13 protein-coding genes are annotated in these 16111 nt (G+C 74.1%); 8 read left to right on the top strand and 5 right to left on the bottom strand.

Features of this window, described 5'->3' with window-relative positions; all coding sequences use genetic code 11:
* Positions 1–71 precede the first annotated feature (71 nt).
* From RM572_RS24510 to hutU, 3 genes are read right to left on the bottom strand one after another with little or no spacing between them, the layout of a single operon-like run.
* Positions 72–1436 (bottom strand): formimidoylglutamate deiminase, encoded by a 1365-nt coding sequence (locus tag RM572_RS24510; RefSeq protein WP_311675580.1) that lies wholly within the window; start codon positions 1434–1436, stop codon positions 72–74.
* Positions 1412–2614 (bottom strand): allantoate amidohydrolase, encoded by a 1203-nt coding sequence (locus tag RM572_RS24515; RefSeq protein WP_311675621.1) that lies wholly within the window; start codon positions 2612–2614, stop codon positions 1412–1414. Before RM572_RS24515 ends, RM572_RS24510 begins: the two co-directional genes overlap by 25 nt.
* A 38-nt stretch (positions 2615–2652) precedes the next feature.
* The gene (gene hutU, locus RM572_RS24520; protein ID WP_311675581.1) at positions 2653–4317 is read right to left on the bottom strand and encodes a urocanate hydratase; all 1665 of its coding nucleotides are present in this window, start codon (positions 4315–4317) and stop codon (positions 2653–2655) included.
* Between the two features lie 185 nt (positions 4318–4502).
* Here hutU and RM572_RS24525 point away from each other — a divergent pair, with 185 nt between their 5' ends.
* From RM572_RS24525 to RM572_RS24540, 4 genes are all read left to right on the top strand, one after another.
* Positions 4503–5879 carry a type III PLP-dependent enzyme domain-containing protein gene (locus tag RM572_RS24525; protein ID WP_311675582.1) on the top strand — a complete coding sequence of 459 codons (1377 nt, stop codon included), beginning with the start codon at positions 4503–4505 and terminating at the stop codon, positions 5877–5879.
* 110 nt (positions 5880–5989) lie between these two features.
* Positions 5990–7420, top strand: coding sequence for an APC family permease (locus RM572_RS24530; RefSeq protein WP_311675583.1), 1431 nt, complete (start codon positions 5990–5992; stop codon positions 7418–7420).
* A gap of 80 nt (positions 7421–7500) precedes the next feature.
* Entirely contained in the window at positions 7501–7881 is a 381-nt protein-coding gene (locus tag RM572_RS24535; RefSeq protein ID WP_311675584.1) for a VOC family protein, read from the top strand.
* Positions 7882–7890: 9 nt separating this feature from the next.
* Positions 7891–8484 carry a TIGR03086 family metal-binding protein gene (locus RM572_RS24540; RefSeq protein WP_311675585.1) on the top strand — a complete coding sequence of 198 codons (594 nt, stop codon included), beginning with the start codon at positions 7891–7893 and terminating at the stop codon, positions 8482–8484.
* 23 nt (positions 8485–8507) lie between these two features.
* Here the strand turns inward: RM572_RS24540 and RM572_RS24545 are convergent, their stop codons facing one another.
* Positions 8508–9380 (bottom strand): MurR/RpiR family transcriptional regulator, encoded by an 873-nt coding sequence (locus RM572_RS24545; protein WP_311675586.1) that lies wholly within the window; start codon positions 9378–9380, stop codon positions 8508–8510.
* Positions 9381–9495: 115 nt separating this feature from the next.
* On the opposite strand from RM572_RS24545, the gene RM572_RS24550 reads away from it, so the two are divergent.
* Positions 9496–9942 carry a hypothetical protein gene (locus RM572_RS24550; protein WP_311675587.1) on the top strand — a complete coding sequence of 149 codons (447 nt, stop codon included), beginning with the start codon at positions 9496–9498 and terminating at the stop codon, positions 9940–9942.
* A gap of 107 nt (positions 9943–10049) precedes the next feature.
* Here the strand turns inward: RM572_RS24550 and RM572_RS24555 are convergent, their stop codons facing one another.
* A complete protein-coding gene (locus RM572_RS24555) occupies positions 10050–11435 on the bottom strand; it encodes a cystathionine beta-synthase (RefSeq protein ID WP_311675588.1) in 1386 nt (461 codons plus the stop codon).
* A gap of 245 nt (positions 11436–11680) precedes the next feature.
* Here RM572_RS24555 and RM572_RS24560 point away from each other — a divergent pair, with 245 nt between their 5' ends.
* The 3 genes from RM572_RS24560 (at position 11681) to RM572_RS24570 (ending at position 16095) form a co-directional block, all read left to right on the top strand.
* Complete coding sequence (locus tag RM572_RS24560; protein WP_311675589.1) at positions 11681–12754, top strand: SGNH/GDSL hydrolase family protein; 1074 nt, start codon at positions 11681–11683, stop codon at positions 12752–12754.
* Positions 12755–13517: 763 nt separating this feature from the next.
* On the top strand, positions 13518–14738 hold the full coding sequence (locus RM572_RS24565; protein ID WP_311675590.1) for an acetyl-CoA C-acetyltransferase: 1221 nt from the start codon (positions 13518–13520) through the stop codon (positions 14736–14738).
* Between the two features lie 322 nt (positions 14739–15060).
* A complete protein-coding gene (locus RM572_RS24570) occupies positions 15061–16095 on the top strand; it encodes a hypothetical protein (RefSeq protein ID WP_311675591.1) in 1035 nt (344 codons plus the stop codon).
* Positions 16096–16111 lie beyond the last annotated feature (16 nt).

Raw genomic sequence — 16111 nt, forward strand, 5'->3', positions numbered from 1 at the left:
TTCCTGGGCTTCTGCGGCGTGGCGGGGTGGGCGGGGTCGCGGGGCGGGAGTGGCGTGAGGTGACCGCTCGGTCACATGTGGACCGCCGCGATGGCGTCGGCCAGCGCTCCGGGGACGTCCGGGACCGTCGTGTGGACGCCGTCCCGGACGACGTGCGTGCCGTTGACGACCGTGTGCCGCACGTCGGCCGCCGTCGCCGCGAAGAGCACCGCCTCGGTCGCCATCCGGGCCGCGGGCCCGGCCGTCCGCACGGAGTCCAGGGCCACGGTGGTGAAGTCCGCGAGCATCCCGGCCTCCAGCCTGCCCGTCTGCGGCCAGCCCAGCGCCCGGTGGCCGTCCTCGGTCGCCGCCCGCAGCAGCTGCGCCGCCGTCCAGTGGCCGCGGCTGCGCGTGCGGAGGCGTTCGTCCAGCTCCATCGCGCGGGCCTCCTCCAGCAGGTCGATGACGGCGTGGCTGTCGCTGCCCAGCGAGAGGGGGCTGCCGGCGCGCCGCACGGCCGCCGCCGGGCCGATGCCGTCGGCGAGGTCCCGCTCCGTCGTGGGGCACATGCACACGCCGGTCGACGAGCCGCCGAGCAGGGCGATGTCGCCGTCGGTGAGGTGTGTGGCGTGCACGGCCGTCGTGCGCGGGCCGGTGACCCCGTGCTCGGCGAGCAGTTCGGTGGGGGTGCAGCCGTGCGCCTCGCGGCACGCCTCGTTCTCGGCGGGCTGTTCGGAGAGGTGGACGTGCAGCGGCGCCTGCCGCTCCTCCGCCCACTGCGCGACGGTGCCCAGTTCCCGCGCGGGGACGGCGCGCACGGAGTGCACGGCGGCCCCGAGGCGCACGGTGCCGTCCTCGTCGGCGCGCAGGCGTCCCGCCCGTTCCGCCCACGCCTCGGCGGTGCCGTCGGAGAAGCGGAGCTGGTGTCGCTCCGGCTCCCGGCCGAAGCCGGACGAGAGGTAGCAGGTGTCCAGGAGGGTCAGCCGGATGCCGGCCTCCGCCGCCGCCGCGATCAGCGCCCCGCCCATCGCGTTCGGGTCGCCGTAGGGCCGGCCGTCGCGGTCGTGGTGCAGGTAGTGGAACTCGCCGACGCAGGTGATGCCGGCCAGCGCCATCTCCGCGTACACGGCGCGGGCCAGCGCGAAGTACGACTCGGGGGTGAGCCGCGAGGCGACCTGGTACATGGTCTCCCGCCAGGTCCAGAAGGTGCCGGACCCGACCTGGACGGTGCCGCGCAGTGCGCGGTGGAAGGCGTGGCTGTGGGCGTTGGCGAGGCCGGGGATCGTGAGGCCGCGCAGCGGCTCGGCGCCGGGCGGCGGCGCGGTGACGCCGGTGCCGACGGCCAGGATGCGGCCGTCGGCACTCACGTCGAGGGCGACGCCGGGCTCGACGGTGCCGTCGAGCCAGGCGTACTCGGCCCAGTACGTCGTCGTCACCGGCTGGTTGTCGGCTGGCACGCGAGATCCTCCAGTACGTCGGCGAGTGCGGTCACTCCGGCCACGCAGTCGTCCTCCTCCGCGAACTCGGCCGGCGAGTGCGAGACGCCGGTCGGGTTCCGTACGTACAGCATGGCGGTCGGCACGGCGGCGGAGAGGATTCCCGCGTCGTGTCCGGCGCCCGTGGGGAGCACCGGTACCCCGCCGAGGCGTGCCCCAAGCCGGTCGCGCAGGGCGTGCGCGAACTCCACGACCGGGGTGAACGACTCCCGGGTGACGCTCACCCGCACGCCGTCGCGGCCGCCGCGCTCGGTCGCGGCCTGCTCGATCCGGGCGACGACGGTGGCGAGGGTGTCCTCGTCGGCGGCGCGGGAGTCCAGCCAGCCGCGCACCAGCGAGGGGATGGCGTTGACGCCGTTCGGCTCGACGGCGACCTTGCCGAAGGTGGCCAGGGCACCGGCGAGCCGCGCCTTCTTGCGGGCGGCGAGGACGGTGTTGGCGTACGTGAGCATCGGGTCCCGGCGGTCGTCCAGGCGGGTCGTGCCCGCGTGGTTGGCCTCGCCGTGGAAGTCGAAACGCCAGCGGCCGTGCGGCCAGATCGCGGACGCGACGCCCACCGGGTGCGGCGTGTCGGCCAGGGCGCGGCCCTGCTCGACGTGCAGCTCGACGAACGCGCCGATGCGGGCGAGGCGTTCGGGGTCGGGGCCGATGGCGTCCGGGTCGTACCCGGCGCGCTCCATCGCCTGCGGCAGCGTCACGCCGTCGGCGTCGCGCAGCGCGTGCGCCTTCTCGACGGCGAGCTGCCCGGCGGCGAGGCGGGAGCCGACGCAGGCCAGGCCGAAGCGGGCGCCCTCCTCGTCGCCGAAGTTGGTGACGGCGAGCGGTCTGCTCGGCCGCGCGCCGCGGGCGCGCAGCTCGTCGAGCGCGGCGAAGGACGACACGACGCCCAGCGGGCCGTCGAAGGCGCCGCCGTCCGGCACGGAGTCCAGATGCGAGCCGGTGACGACGGCGTCGCCGGCCGTGGGGTCGCCGAGCCAGGCCCACTGGTTGCCGTTGCGGTCCAGCTCGTAGGTCAGCCCCCGGGACTCGGCCTGCTCCCGGAACCAGGCACGGCAGTCGGCGTCGGCGCCCGTCCAGGCGTAGCGCCGGTAGCCGCGCGTCGCCGTGTCCCGGCCGACGGGTGCGAGGTCCCGCCACATCTCCTGGAAGGACGGCCGTCCCGCCTGGTCGTGGACGGTCACGCGTCGTCACCCTCGCGCATGGGGACGCGGACGCCGCGCTCCGCCGCGACGGCGTCGGCGCGCTCGTAGCCCGCGTCGACGTGGCGGATGACGCCCATCCCCGGGTCGTTCGTCAGGACGCGGCGCAGCTTCTCGCCGGCCAGTGCGGTGCCGTCGGCGACGGTCACCTGCCCGGCGTGGATCGACCGGCCCATGCCGACGCCGCCGCCGTGGTGGAGCGACACCCAGGACGCACCGGAGGACACGTTGACCATGGCGTTGAGCAGCGGCCAGTCGGCGATGGCGTCGGACCCGTCGAGCATCGACTCGGTCTCGCGGTACGGGGAGGCCACCGAGCCGCAGTCGAGGTGGTCGCGGCCGAGCGCCAGCGGTGCGGAGATCTCGCCGCTGGCCACCATGTCGTTGAAGCGTTCGCCCGCGCGGTCGCGTTCGCCGTAGCCGAGCCAGCAGATACGGGCGGGCAGGCCCTGGAAGCGGACGCGTTCGCCGGCCATCCGGATCCAGCGGGCCAGCGACTCGTTCTCGGGGAAGAGGTCGAGGATCGCCTTGTCGGTGGCCGCGATGTCCTTGGGGTCGCCGGAGAGCGCGGCCCAGCGGAAGGGGCCCTTGCCCTCGCAGAACAGCGGCCGGATGTAGGCGGGGACGAAGCCGGGGAAGTCGAAGGCGCGCGTGTAGCCCGCCGTCCGGGCCTCGCCGCGGATCGAGTTGCCGTAGTCGAAGACCTCCGCGCCGGCGTCCATGAAGCCGACCATCGCCTCGACGTGCCGGGCCATCGACTCCTGCGCACGCTGCGTGAACTCGGCGGGCTTCTCCGCCGCGTAGTCGGCCATGTCGGCGAAGTCGACGCCGACGGGCAGGTAGGCGAGCGGGTCGTGGGCGGAGGTCTGGTCGGTGACGATGTCGATGGGGGCGTCCCTCTCCAGCATCCGGGGCAGGACCTCGGCGGCGTTGCCGAGCAGGCCGACGGACAGCGGGCGGCGGGCGTCCCGCGCCTCGGTGGCGAGCTGGAGGGCGTGTTCGAGCGAGTCGGCGCGCACGTCCAGGTAGCCGTGCTCGATGCGCCGCTCGATCCGCGAGGGGTCGCACTCGACGCAGATGACCACGCCGTCGTTCATCGTCACGGCGAGCGGCTGGGCGCCACCCATGCCGCCGAGGCCGGCGGTGAGGGTGAGGGTGCCGGCGAGCGTGCCGCCGAACTTCCGGGCGGCGACGGCGGAGAAGGTCTCGTAGGTGCCCTGCAGGATGCCCTGGGTGCCGATGTAGATCCAGGAACCGGCGGTCATCTGGCCGTACATGGTCAGGCCGAGCTGTTCCAGGCGCCGGAACTCCTCCCAGTTCGCCCAGTCGCCGACCAGGTTGGAGTTGGCGAGCAGCACGCGCGGCGCCCACTCGTGGGTCTGCATGACGCCGACCGGGCGGCCGGACTGGACGAGCATCGTCTCGTCGGCCTTGAGGGTCTGCAGCGTGCGGACCATCGCGTCGAAGGACCGCCAGTCGCGGGCGGCCTTGCCCGTACCGCCGTAGACGACCAGCTTGTCGGGGTGCTCGGCGACCTCGGGGTCGAGGTTGTTCTGGAGCATCCGCAGGGCGGCCTCCTGCTGCCAGCCCCGTGTGGTCAGCTCGGTGCCGCGCGGCGCCCGTACGGGTCGGGGTCCTGCCATGACGCTGCCTCCCTGGTCGGTGGTCCGTCGGTGTGCGTGGGTCGGTGTCGTCCCGCTCCGGCCGGCCCGGGTGTCCCCGAGTGTCCGGCGCGGAGCATCCATCTATTCATACACCCTACGGAGTGAATATTTTCAGTCAACAACCACCGTCGGATTCCCCGGGCGGGAATGACAGGCTGGGAGTCATGGAACCCGCAGGCCCTCCCGCACCCGCTCCGTCCCGGACCCTCGCCCACCGCCGTGACCTGGCCGTACGCGCCGCCGTGGCGGACGGCCTGATCGACGGCGACCGGCTGCCGGTCGCCGCGCTGCTCGACCTCACGACGATCCGGGAGACCGCCGCAGCCCTGCACGCGGCCTTCGCCGAGGTGGCCGCCGAGGGCCAGCGCGTGCTGCACACCTTCGCCGTGAAGGCGGGCTCGCTGGTGCCGGTGCTGCGGCTGCTCGACGACTGCGGCATCGGCGCCGAGGTGGCCAGCCCCGGCGAGCTGGCCCTCGCCCGCGCCGCCGGGGTGCCGGCCTGCCGCACGGTGCTGGACAGCCCGGCCAAGACCACCGCCGAACTGCGCGAGGCCCTGGACCTGGGCATCGCCCTGAACGCCGACAATCCGGAGGAACTGGCCCGCCTCGACGACCTCCTCTCCGGCGGCCCGCGCGGGGCGCGCGCGGCCGGCGAGGAGGCGATCGGCGTGCGCATCAACCCGCAGATCGGCGGCGGCGCCATCGACGCCATGAGCACCGCGACGGCCACCTCGAAGTTCGGCATCGCGCTGCGCGACGAGGGGGCGCGGGCCTGGGTCGTCGACGCGTACCGGGCCCGCCCCTGGCTGACGCGGCTGCACTGCCACGTCGGCTCGCAGGGCATGCCGTTGGCCGACATGGCGGCCGGGGTCCGGGCGACGTACGAGCTGGCGGAGGAGATCAACGCGGCCGTCGGACGGCAGCAGATCACCGTGCTGGACATCGGCGGCGGCCTGCCGGTCAACTTCGCCACGGACGAGGTCACGCCCGGCTACGCGGACTACGCGCGGCTGCTGGCCGCTCAGGTCCCCGGTCTCTTCGACGGCCGCTACGGGCTGGTCACCGAATTCGGGCGGTCGCTGCTCGCCAAGGCGGGCGTGATCGTGGCGCGGGTCGAGTACGCCAAGTCCGCGGGCGGGCGCCCCATCGCCGTGACGCACGCGGGCGCGCAGGTCGCCGTGCGCACGGTGTTCGCGCCCGACGCCTGGCCGATCCGGGTGGCGGCCTACGACGCCAAGGGGCTGCCCAAGGAGGGCCCGGAGGTCACCCAGGACGTCGCCGGTCCCTGCTGTTTCGCGGGTGACCTGGTCGCCAAGGGCCGCGACCTGCCGCTGCTGGCCGCCGGGGACCACGCGGCCCTGCTGGACACCGGGGCGTACTACTTCTCCAACCCGTTCGGCTACAACTCGCTCCCCCGGCCCGGAGTCCACGGCTTCGTCGCCGAGGGCGACGCGGTGCGCTTCCGCACCGTCCGCGAGCCGCAGTCCCTCGACGACCTCGTCGCCGAGTCCGGCGGCCCCCACCGCGACGCCCTGCTCTGAACGTCGGCCTCCGCACCGTCCGGAGCGCAGGTCCCGCCCGACGGGCCCCCGCCACCGCAGGGCGGCGCTGAGGGAGCATTCTCTGCGAGCGCCGGGGAACCCTTCCGGCCATGGCGAATCAACCCCATGCAGACGGGCCGGGTGCCGCCGACGGCGCAGAGGACGAGGGCCGTACGCCGCTGAAGCGTGCGATCGGACCGAAGCTGCTCGTCCTGTTCGTCGTCGGCGACATCCTGGGCACCGGCATCTACGCGACGACCGGCGAGATCGCCGGACGCGTCGGCGGCGCGCTGTGGCTGCCGTACGCGATCAGCTTCGTGGTGGCGCTGCTGACCGCCGCCTCGTACGCGGAACTGGTCGGCAAGTACCCGCGGGCGGCGGGCGCGGCACTGTACACGCAGAAGGCGTTCCGGGTGCCGTTCCTGACGTTCATCGTGGCGTTCATGGTGATGGCGTCGGGCCTGTCCTCGGCGAGCGCGGCGGCGCGCGCGTTCAGCGGCGACTACCTCCAGGCGTTCGTGGACATCCCGCCGACGCTCATCGCGATCCTGTTCGTGCTCGCGCTCGCGGCGCTGACGCTGCGCGGCGTGTCGGAGTCGGTGAAGACCAACGTGGTGCTGACCGTGGTCGAGCTGACGGGCCTGGCCGTCATCCTCGCGATCGGCGTGTGGGCGGTGCTGTCGGGCGACGGCGAGCCCTCGCGGCTGACCGAGATCGACACGGGCACGGGCCAGGCCGTGGTGAGCGGCGTGCTGGGCGCGACGGCGCTGGCGTTCTTCGCCTTCGTCGGCTTCGAGGACTCGGTGAACATGGCCGAGGAGACCCGCAGGCCCTCCCGTACGTTCCCGAAGGCGCTGTTCCTCGGCGTGGCCCTCACCGGCACGATCTACATCCTGGTCGCGCTGGTCTCCTCGCTGCTGGTGACACCGCAGAGGCTGGAGTCGTCGTCCGGGCCGCTGCTGGAGGTGGTCGAGGCCGGCGGGCTGGACTTCCCGCCCAAGCTGTTCGCGCTGATCGCGCTCTTCGCGGTGACCAACTCCGCCCTGATCAACATCATGATGGCGTCCCGCCTCGTCTACGGCATGGCCAACGAGCGCGTCATCCCGCGCGGCATGGGCCGCGTGCTGCCCTCCCGCCGCACGCCCGTGGTGGGCATCGTCTTCGTGTCCCTGATCGCCGTCGGCCTGGTGTCGACGGGGGAGATCGGCGGCCTGGGCGACACCACCTCGTTCCTGCTGCTGTGCGTGTTCTTCGTGGTGAACGTGGCGGTGCTGGTGCTGCGCAAGGACCGCGTCGCGCACCACCACTTCCGCACCCCGACCGTGCTGCCGGTCGTCGGCGCGGTCACCGCGCTGGTGCTGGCCAGCCCGCTGGCCGACCGCGACACCGGTGTCTACGTCCGGGCGGGCGTGCTGGTGGCCCTCGGCATCGCGCTGTGGGTCGTGAACAAGCTGGTGCTGCGCGCCTCCGCCTCCGACGGGACGTCCGACGACGGAACCGGCGACGGGGCGAAGAGCGACGGAGTCGGCCTCGGCCGATGATTTCCGGGCCCCCCGGGGGTCGGTACGGATGAGCACGGTGCGCGAGCGCGGACCGTACCGACCCCGGAGGGAGCCCCACCATGGCAGCGACGAAGGACGTCCTCGGCACCAGCGGCGTGCTGATCGCCAGCACCGACCCGGACCGGCTCGTGGCGTGGTACCGGGCGGCGCTGGAGCCGCTCGGCGCGGTGTGGCAGGAGCACATGCTGCTCGTGGCGGGCGGCATGTACGTCGGGTTCGACGGACGGGACGACATCGAGGGCAAGCCGGCCGAGCCCGGCCGGCACATGGTCAACCTCACCGTCACCGACATCCGCGCCGCCGAGACGCACCTGAACACCCTCGGCGTGACGTGGGTCCGCCCCGTGGAGGACGTCGGCGACGGGGTGTGGTTCTCCACCGTCACCGACCCGGACGGCAACTTCCTCCAGTTCATCCAGGTGCCCGGCGAAGGCCGCTGACGGCCGGTCATGGTCGGGCGGGGAGAGGAGACGGAGAGCGCGGAACTGCTGGAACGGGCCGTCGGGTACGCGCTGTGCAGCGTGCGCCAGGTGACCCCGGCGCTGCTGTCCCGGCCGACGCCCTGCCGCGGCTGGGACCTCGCGGCGCTGCTGGGCCACGCGAACGACTCGCTGGCCGCGCTGCACGAGGGCACCGCGGCGGGACGTGTGGGCCTGCTGCCGGCCGCCGAGGCGTGCGGCGACCCGGTGGCGGCGTTCCGTCTGCACGCCTCCCGGCTGCTGAGCGCCTGCGCGGCGCGCGCGCCGGGGCGGGGGCGGCGCGGGCGGGCGGTGGTCACGGTGGACGGGTGGCCGCTGGAGAGCGCCGCCCTCGCGGCGGCGGGCGCGCTGGAGGTCGCCGTGCACGGCTGGGACATCGGCCGCGCGACCGGACTGCCGCGCCCGATACCGCCCGCCCTGGCGGCCGCGCTGCTGCGCGCGGCCCGCGGGCTCGTCCCGGAACCGGCCGAACGGTACCCGCTGTTCGCCCTGCCGGTGGCGGTTCCGGCGCGGGCGGACCCGGGCGACCGGCTGGTGGCGTTCCTGGGACGCGATCCGCGCTGACGTCGCGGGGCGGCCGCGCGGGCTCAGTCGAGGAAGAGCCCGCGCGCCGCCGCGCGGGCGTCGAACTCCTCCAGGCGGGCCTGCGCGTCGGGCAGGCCGTCGCACATCGCCTCCAGCAGCACCCGGCCCAGCAGCATCGGGGCGCAGGCGGTGTCGAAGGCCAGCCCGGTGCCGACGGCGGCGGGCAGCAGCAGGTCGTCCGGGCCGGCGACGGGGGCGAACGCGCTGTCCGCGACAGTGATCACGCGCAGCCCGGCGCCCCGCGCCTGCTCCAGCGCGTCCGCCAGTTCCCGCGGGTGGCGCGGCAGGGCGAAGCACAGCAGCACGTTCGCCCCGGCGCGTGCCGCCGCCTCCAGCCGGTCGGACAGCATCGAGCCGCTCTCGTCCAGCAGCCGCACGTCCGGATGGACCTTGGCGGCGAAGTACGCGAAGCCGCGCGCCTGCGCGGAGGCGGCGCGCAGCCCGAGGACCGGCAGCGTGGGCGAGGAGGCGAGCAGCCGTCCCGCCCGCTCGACCGGCTCCGGGTCGGCCAGCAGTTCGGCGAGGTGCCGGAGGTTGTCGATCTCCGCCCGCACGGCCTGCTGGTACGCGTTCGGCGGCGCGGCCTCGCCCTCCCCGGGGGCCGGCGCGGTGGCGGGCACCTCCCGCAGGTGGCGGCGCAGGGCGGGGTAGCCGTCGAAGCCGAGGGCCACCGCGAACCGCGTCACCGACGGCTGGCTGACGCCCGCCAGCTCGGCCAGCTCCACGCTGGACAGGAACGGCGCGTCGGCCGCGCGCCGCACCATGCAGTGCGCGATCCGGCGCTGCGTCGGAGTGAGCCGCCGCCCCTCGAAGAGCTGCTGCAGCCGCCCGCTCGCCGGGACGCCGTTCCCCGCAGCCCCCTGGTCACCATTCATCACCTGACGACTCTGCATGACTCTATGCAGACCGGGCAAGCGGGGGCGTGTCCCCCGCCCGAATGGGGGGCTGGCCCCAGTGTGCGGCGCCCGCGCGCTCCGTACCGTGAACGCCATGGAGAGCATGGCCGGCAGCGGCGGTGAGCTGCGGAAGGACCTCGACGCGACCTTGCAGACACGCAAGGAGCTGGGTCCCGAGTACGAGGACGAGCTGGTGGAGAGCTTCCTGGCGAAGCTGGACGGCGCGGTGGAACGCCGCGTGCGGCGCCAGCTCGCGGAACGGCAGATGGAGGTCGCCCGCGGCCACGGGGCGGGGGTGCGCGGCGGGGCGCTGTCCTCGGCGTCCCCCTCATACCCCGACGGCCTCGGTCCGCGGCTGTGGCTGGCCGTCACCTCCCTGGTGCTGGCGGTCCCCCTCTCGGCCATCGCCGTCGTCAACGCCGGCCTGGCCGGGCTCCTCGTGTGCTGGACCGGCGTCGTCGCGGTCAACGCCGTCCAGGCGGCGCGTGACGTCTTCGGCCGTCGCGGCTCCCGCGACGCGGACGCCGACGACTGGGGCTGACGGGCCGGCTCCGCACCGGCCCGCGCGGGCCGTGCACGGCCCCCGGAACTTCAGGGCCGCCCCCGGAACTTCAGGGCCGCCCCCGGCGGCGGGGGCGGCCCGCAGCGCTACTTGTCGCGCGCCAGGAACGCCAGCAGGTCCTGCCGGCTCAGGACGCCCGTCGGCTTCCCGTCCTCCAGGACGAGCGACGCGTCCGCGCCCTCCAGCACCGCCATCAGGTCCCCGACGCTCTCCCCGGAGCCCACCTGGGGCAGCGGCGGGCTCATGTGCTTCTCCAGCGGTTCGCCCAGCGACGCCCGCTGCGCGAACAGCGCGTCCAGCAGTTCCCGCTCGACGACCGAGCCGACGACCTCGGCGGCCATCACGTCCGGGTGACCGGCGCCCGGCTTGACCACCGGCATCTGCGAGACGCCGTACTCACGCAGCACCTCGATCGCCTCGCCGACGGTCTCCTCCGGGTGCATGTGGACGAGCGACGGGATCGGCCCCTCCTTGAAGCGCAGCACGTCGCCGACCCGCCCCGCGGCGGACTCGCCCTCCTCCAGGAAGCCGTAGTCGTTCATCCACTCGTCGTTGAAGATCTTGCTGAGGTAGCCGCGGCCGCCGTCCGGCAGCAGCACCACCACGACGTCGTCCTCCCCGAGCCGTTCGGCGACCCGCAGCGCGGCCACGACGGCCATGCCGCACGAGCCGCCGACCAGCAGGCCCTCCTCGCGGGCGAGGCGGCGCGTCATCTGGAAGGAGTCCTTGTCGGAGACGGCGACGATCTCGTCCGCGACCTCACGGTCGTAGGCGTCCGGCCAGAAGTCCTCGCCGACGCCCTCCACCAGGTAGGGGCGCCCGGAACCGCCGCTGTAGACCGAACCCTCCGGGTCGGCACCGACGACGCGGACCTTCCCCTCGCTGGCGTCCTTGAGGTAGCGCCCGGTGCCCGAGATCGTGCCGCCCGTGCCGATGCCGGTCACGAAGTGCGTGATCCGCCCGTCGGTCTGCTTCCACAGCTCCGGGCCGGTGGTCTCGTAGTGCGACCGCGGGTTGTCCGTGTTGCTGTACTGGTCCGGCTTCCAGGCGCCGGGCGTCTCGCGCACCAGACGGTCGGACACGTTGTAGTACGAGTCGGGGTGCTCGGGGTCCACCGCCGTCGGGCAGACGACCACCTCGGCGCCGTACGCGCGCAACACGTTGATCTTGTCCAGCGACACCTTGTCCGGGCAGACGAAGATGCAGCGGTAGCCCTTCTGCTGGGCCACGATCGCCAGGCCGACGCCGGTGTTGCCCGAGGTGGGCTCGACGATCACCCCGCCGGGCTGCAGGGCGCCGCTGCGCTCCGCCGCCTCGATCATGCGCACGGCGATGCGGTCCTTCACCGAGCCGCCGGGGTTGAAGTACTCGACCTTCGCCAGCACGGTCGCCCGCAGGCCCTTCGTGACGCTGTTCAGCTTGAGCAGCGGGGTGTTGCCGACAAGATCGATCATCGACTCGTGATACTGCACCTGTTCTCCACGCCTCTCGGGGGTTGACCCTTGTCAGGTTTTCGGGGGGTTCGCCCCCAGGTGAATCCAGCGGTTGCCGCCACCTCTCTACCCGTGTCGACACCCTATTGCGCACCACGCGCACGCCCGGGGCGCGTATCACGGAGGGCTACGCGGGGCAACACAGTGTTGAGGAAGGAGCTCGGCGGAACTGAACGCACCGCCCGCTCGTCACGTATCGAAACACTGGGAGGCGGACCACCACCATGCCGATGTCGAAGGCGGCGACCGCCAGAGTGGCGCGCCGGATCGCAACCGCTGCCGCGTACGGCAGCGGGGGCCTCGGACTGATCGGGGGCGCGGCCGTAGGTCTGCTGTTCACCGAGGCCCAGATCGCCAAACGCCGGGTGGGCGGCTCCGACGACTCGCCACCCGTGGCGGACGGCCTCTACGGAGCAGCGTACGCCGCCCGGCACCGGACCCGCGGGCTCGGCGGCCTCGCGGCACTCGACGACCCGCACGTCCGTCCGCTCCGGCTGGCCATGCTCGGCGACTCCACTGCCGCCGGCCAGGGCGTGCACCGCCCCCGCCAGACGCCCGGCGCACTGCTGGCCTCCGCACTGGCGGCGGTCGCCGAACGGCCGGTCGAGTTCCGGAACGTCGCGCTGCCCGGTGCACAGTCCGACGACCTGGAACGCCAGGTCACCATGCTGCTCGGCCAACGCGACGGCGCACCCGACGTGTGCGTGGTGATGATCGGCGCCAACGACGTCACGCACCGGATGCCGCCCGCACGGTCCGTGCGCCTGCTCTCCGACGCGGTCGCCCGGCTGCGCACCGCGGGCTGCGAGGTCGTCGTGGGCACCTGCCCCGACCTCGGCACGATCGAGCCCGTCGCTCAGCCACTGCGCTGGATCGCACGGCGGCTGAGTCGTCAGCTCGCCGCCGCGCAGACCATCGCGGTGGTGGAGGAGGGCGGCCGCACGGTCTCCCTGGGCGAGCTGCTGGGGCCGGAGTTCCAGGCCAACCCCCGGGAGCTGTTCAGCCCCGACAACTACCACCCCTCGGCGGAGGGGTACGCGACCGCCGCGATGGCGATACTGCCGACCGTGTGCGCGACGCTGGGCCTGTGGCCGACGGAGGAGGAACGGCCCGACGCGCGCCGCCGCGAGGGCATCCTGCCGGTGGCCCGCGCGGCCGCGGAGGCCGCGGCCGAGGGCGGCACGGAGGTCGCCTCCGTGCGCGGACCGTGGGCTCTGCTCAAGCACCGCCGCCGGCGGCGCCTGCCTCCCGCGGAGGACCGGGAACCGGCCCGCCCCGCGGACGCCGACGCGCGCTGACGCACGCGTCCGGCCCACGCGGCGGCGCCTCCCGAGCCCCCGGCCGGGCCCCGGCCCGGACCCGGGCCACGCCCTTCGGGGACGTGGACACCGCAGGACCGCCACCGGCCGGCACCCCTCCGTCGGGGGCCGGTCCGCCACCGGCAGGCCGTGGCGGACCGGGCAGCGACAGGGCCGCGCCCGCCTCCCACACCCCGCCTCGACGGGCGCGCGCCGCCAGGCCGGCGGGATCGCGGCACGGCCCCGGCTTCGAGCGCGGCGCAGGACCGCAGCTTCCCGCCACGGCCGGCGAACGGCCGCGCGCGGCTCGAACCGGCGGACCGCCTGGCCGGACGGCCCGCACGCGCGGCGCATCCCCTGCCCCGCGCGCACCCGCCTCACTCGGCACTCGGCGCGGAAACCCGGGCAGCGGCGGAACCCGAAGAGCACGCCTCCGCGACCGCGAGGCGGGGGCCGGCTCCGGGTGCGGACAGGTCCGGCGGGGGCGGCTCCCACCACACCCGCGGACGGCACCCGCCCGCGCACGGCGGCCTCCACCGGCCCCGCGCCCTCGTCCGGCGCCGCGGGACGCCCCCGCCCGGATCGCGCACCCTGCGGCGGGCAGGAGCACGCGGACGGGAGACGTCGGCAGGCACCCGGACGGGAAAGCGTACGCTTAGGAAAGAGGTCCGCGTCACACCGTGGGAGCCGTGACCCGCCCCCTACGTGCGGGTAGCTTCACGTGACAGACCCGCCCGTCCACGCCGCCCCGAGGGAGCCCGTGATGCCCGAAGCCGTGATCGTCTCCGCCGCCCGTTCGCCGATCGGCCGTGCCGTCAAGGGCTCGCTGAAGGACGTGCGCCCGGACGACCTGACCGCGGACATCGTCAAGGCCGCCCTGGCGAAGGTTCCGCAGCTGGACCCGACGCAGATCGACGACCTGATGCTCGGCTGCGGTCTTCCCGGCGGCGAGCAGGGCCACAACCTGGGCCGCGTGGTGGCCGTGCAGCTCGGCATGGACCACCTTCCGGGCTGCACCGTCACCCGTTACTGCTCGTCCTCGCTGCAGACGACCCGGATGGCGATGCACGCCATCAAGGCCGGCGAGGGCGACGTGTTCGTGTCGGCCGGCGTCGAGACCGTGTCGCGGTTCGCGAACGGTTCGTCGGACGGCATGCCCGGCACCCACAACCCGCTGTTCGCGGACGCGGAGGCCCGTACGGCGGACCGGGCGGAGAACGGCGCCGAGGCGTGGACCGACCCGCGCGAGGACGGGAAGGTCCCCGACATCTACGTCGCGATGGGCCAGACCGCCGAGAACCTCGCCCGGCACAAGGGCATCTCGCGGCGCGAGATGGACGAGTTCGGCGTGCGGTCGCAGAACCTCGCGGAGAAGGCACTCGCGGACGGCTTCTGGGAGCGCGAGATCACTCCCGTCACGCTGCCGGACGGCACCGTCGTGGCGAAGGACGACGGTCCGCGCGCGGGCGTGACGCTGGAGGGCGTCGAAGGGCTGAAGCCGGTGTTCCGCCCCGACGGCCGGGTCACCGCCGGAAACTGCTGCGCCCTCAACGACGGCGCCGCCGCCCTGGTGATCATGTCGGACACCAAGGCCCGCGAGCTGGGCGTCACGCCGCTGGCCCGCGTCGTGTCGACGGGCGTGTCCGGGCTGTCGCCGGAGATCATGGGCCTCGGCCCCGTGGAGGCGTCGAAGCAGGCCCTCGCGCGGGCCGGGATGACGATCGGCGACATCGACCTGGTCGAGATCAACGAGGCGTTCGCCGCGCAGGTCATCCCGTCCTACCAGGACCTCGGCATCGACCTGGACCGGCTGAACGTCAACGGCGGCGCCATCGCCGTCGGCCACCCGTTCGGCATGACGGGCGCCCGCATCACCGGCACGCTCCTCAACTCCCTGCAGTGGCACGACAAGCAGTTCGGCCTGGAGACCATGTGCGTCGGCGGCGGTCAGGGCATGGCGATGGTGCTGGAACGGCTCAGCTGAGCGCTTTCCCGATCACACCGGCCGAACGGGCGAGAATTTGAGCCGAGCGTCACCTGCCGGTCACTTTCGGCAGGGAAATGCAATCGAACAGATCGGAATTGTTGCCCGTCTCACTTTCTCCGTCCGGACGAGTTCGAAGCGCCCTCAGGATGTGATATATCCCCTGGGGGCGCTGCGTTCTTCCTGGTCACGAACGTAGATCCCGGACCGCCGTGCATTTCCATCTGTCCCATTGATGGCGCTTTGCACTACGGTCGTGCAAGTCTTACCGAGAAACTGCGGTAGGAATTCGGGAGACCGAAACGGAACCGGGAGTACCTCAGTGAGCGCCATATCCCTCATCCTGCTGGCGGCCGCGGTCCTGGCCATCGCGCTGGGCGGCGCCGCCCTCCTCCTGCTGCGTGGTCTGCACCGCGAACTCGCCGACCTGGGCGGCCGCCTGGACGCGGCGGTCGCGGCCCGCGCCACCGCAGACACCGCCACGGCGGCCATGACGGCCATGACGGTGCCGGCGGCCCGCCCCGCGCCGGCCGACGAGATCCGCACCGCGGTGGCCCAGGCACTCGCCGAGGAGCGGGAGCGGGAGCTGGCCGAGGCGCGCGCCTTCTGGGCCGCCCAGGAGACCCGGGACGGCGAGGCGTCGCTCCTCGCCGGGCACGGCACCGAGTACGAGGTCTCCCCGGAGGCGGACCGCGCCCTCCTGGAGGCCCTGCTCGACGGACGCCTCGACGGCTCCGAGGGCCTCAAGGACCGCGACGGGGACCTGTTCGTGCCCCGCCAGGCCGAACCGGGCGACGGCCTCACCGACGACCCCACCGACGACCGAGGGGGCCCCCTCGACGCCGCTCTCACCGGTGCCCTGGACGACTACCCGGGCCTCACGGACTACGGCGCGTACGACGACCCGTACCCGTTCGCCGCGGACACCGACGACGCGGGCGCCGACGCCGCCGAACTGGCGGCCGCCCGCCGCCGCCACCCCTCGCACCCGGACTTCACCCTCTCCGGCGAGCCCGTCGGCCCCTCCCCGGTCCCCGCCGCCGGCACGCCGACGCTCGCCGAGCACGAGCGGACCGTGCGCCGCCTGACCGAGCTCGCCGACGCCCGTACGCCGCTGCTGGACGTGCGGCCCGGCCCGCTCGGCACCCTGGACATCTACGCGTTCGAGGACGGCACCACCGTCTGCATGTCCCCCGGGCACCGGGAGACGGCCGAGCAGCTCGCCGACGCGCTGGACGCGGGTCTCACCCCGCTGCTGCTGGGCGGCTCCAGCGTGTCCGGTGCGTACTCGCTGACGTTCGAGATCGGCGACGACCGGATCTACCTGCTCGCCGACCGCGTCATCGCCTCGCTGTAGCCGGGGCGCGCCGCTC

The sequence above is a fragment of the Streptomyces hazeniae genome (assembly GCF_031845485.1).
In the GTDB taxonomy this organism is placed as follows: domain Bacteria; phylum Actinomycetota; class Actinomycetes; order Streptomycetales; family Streptomycetaceae; genus Streptomyces; species Streptomyces hazeniae.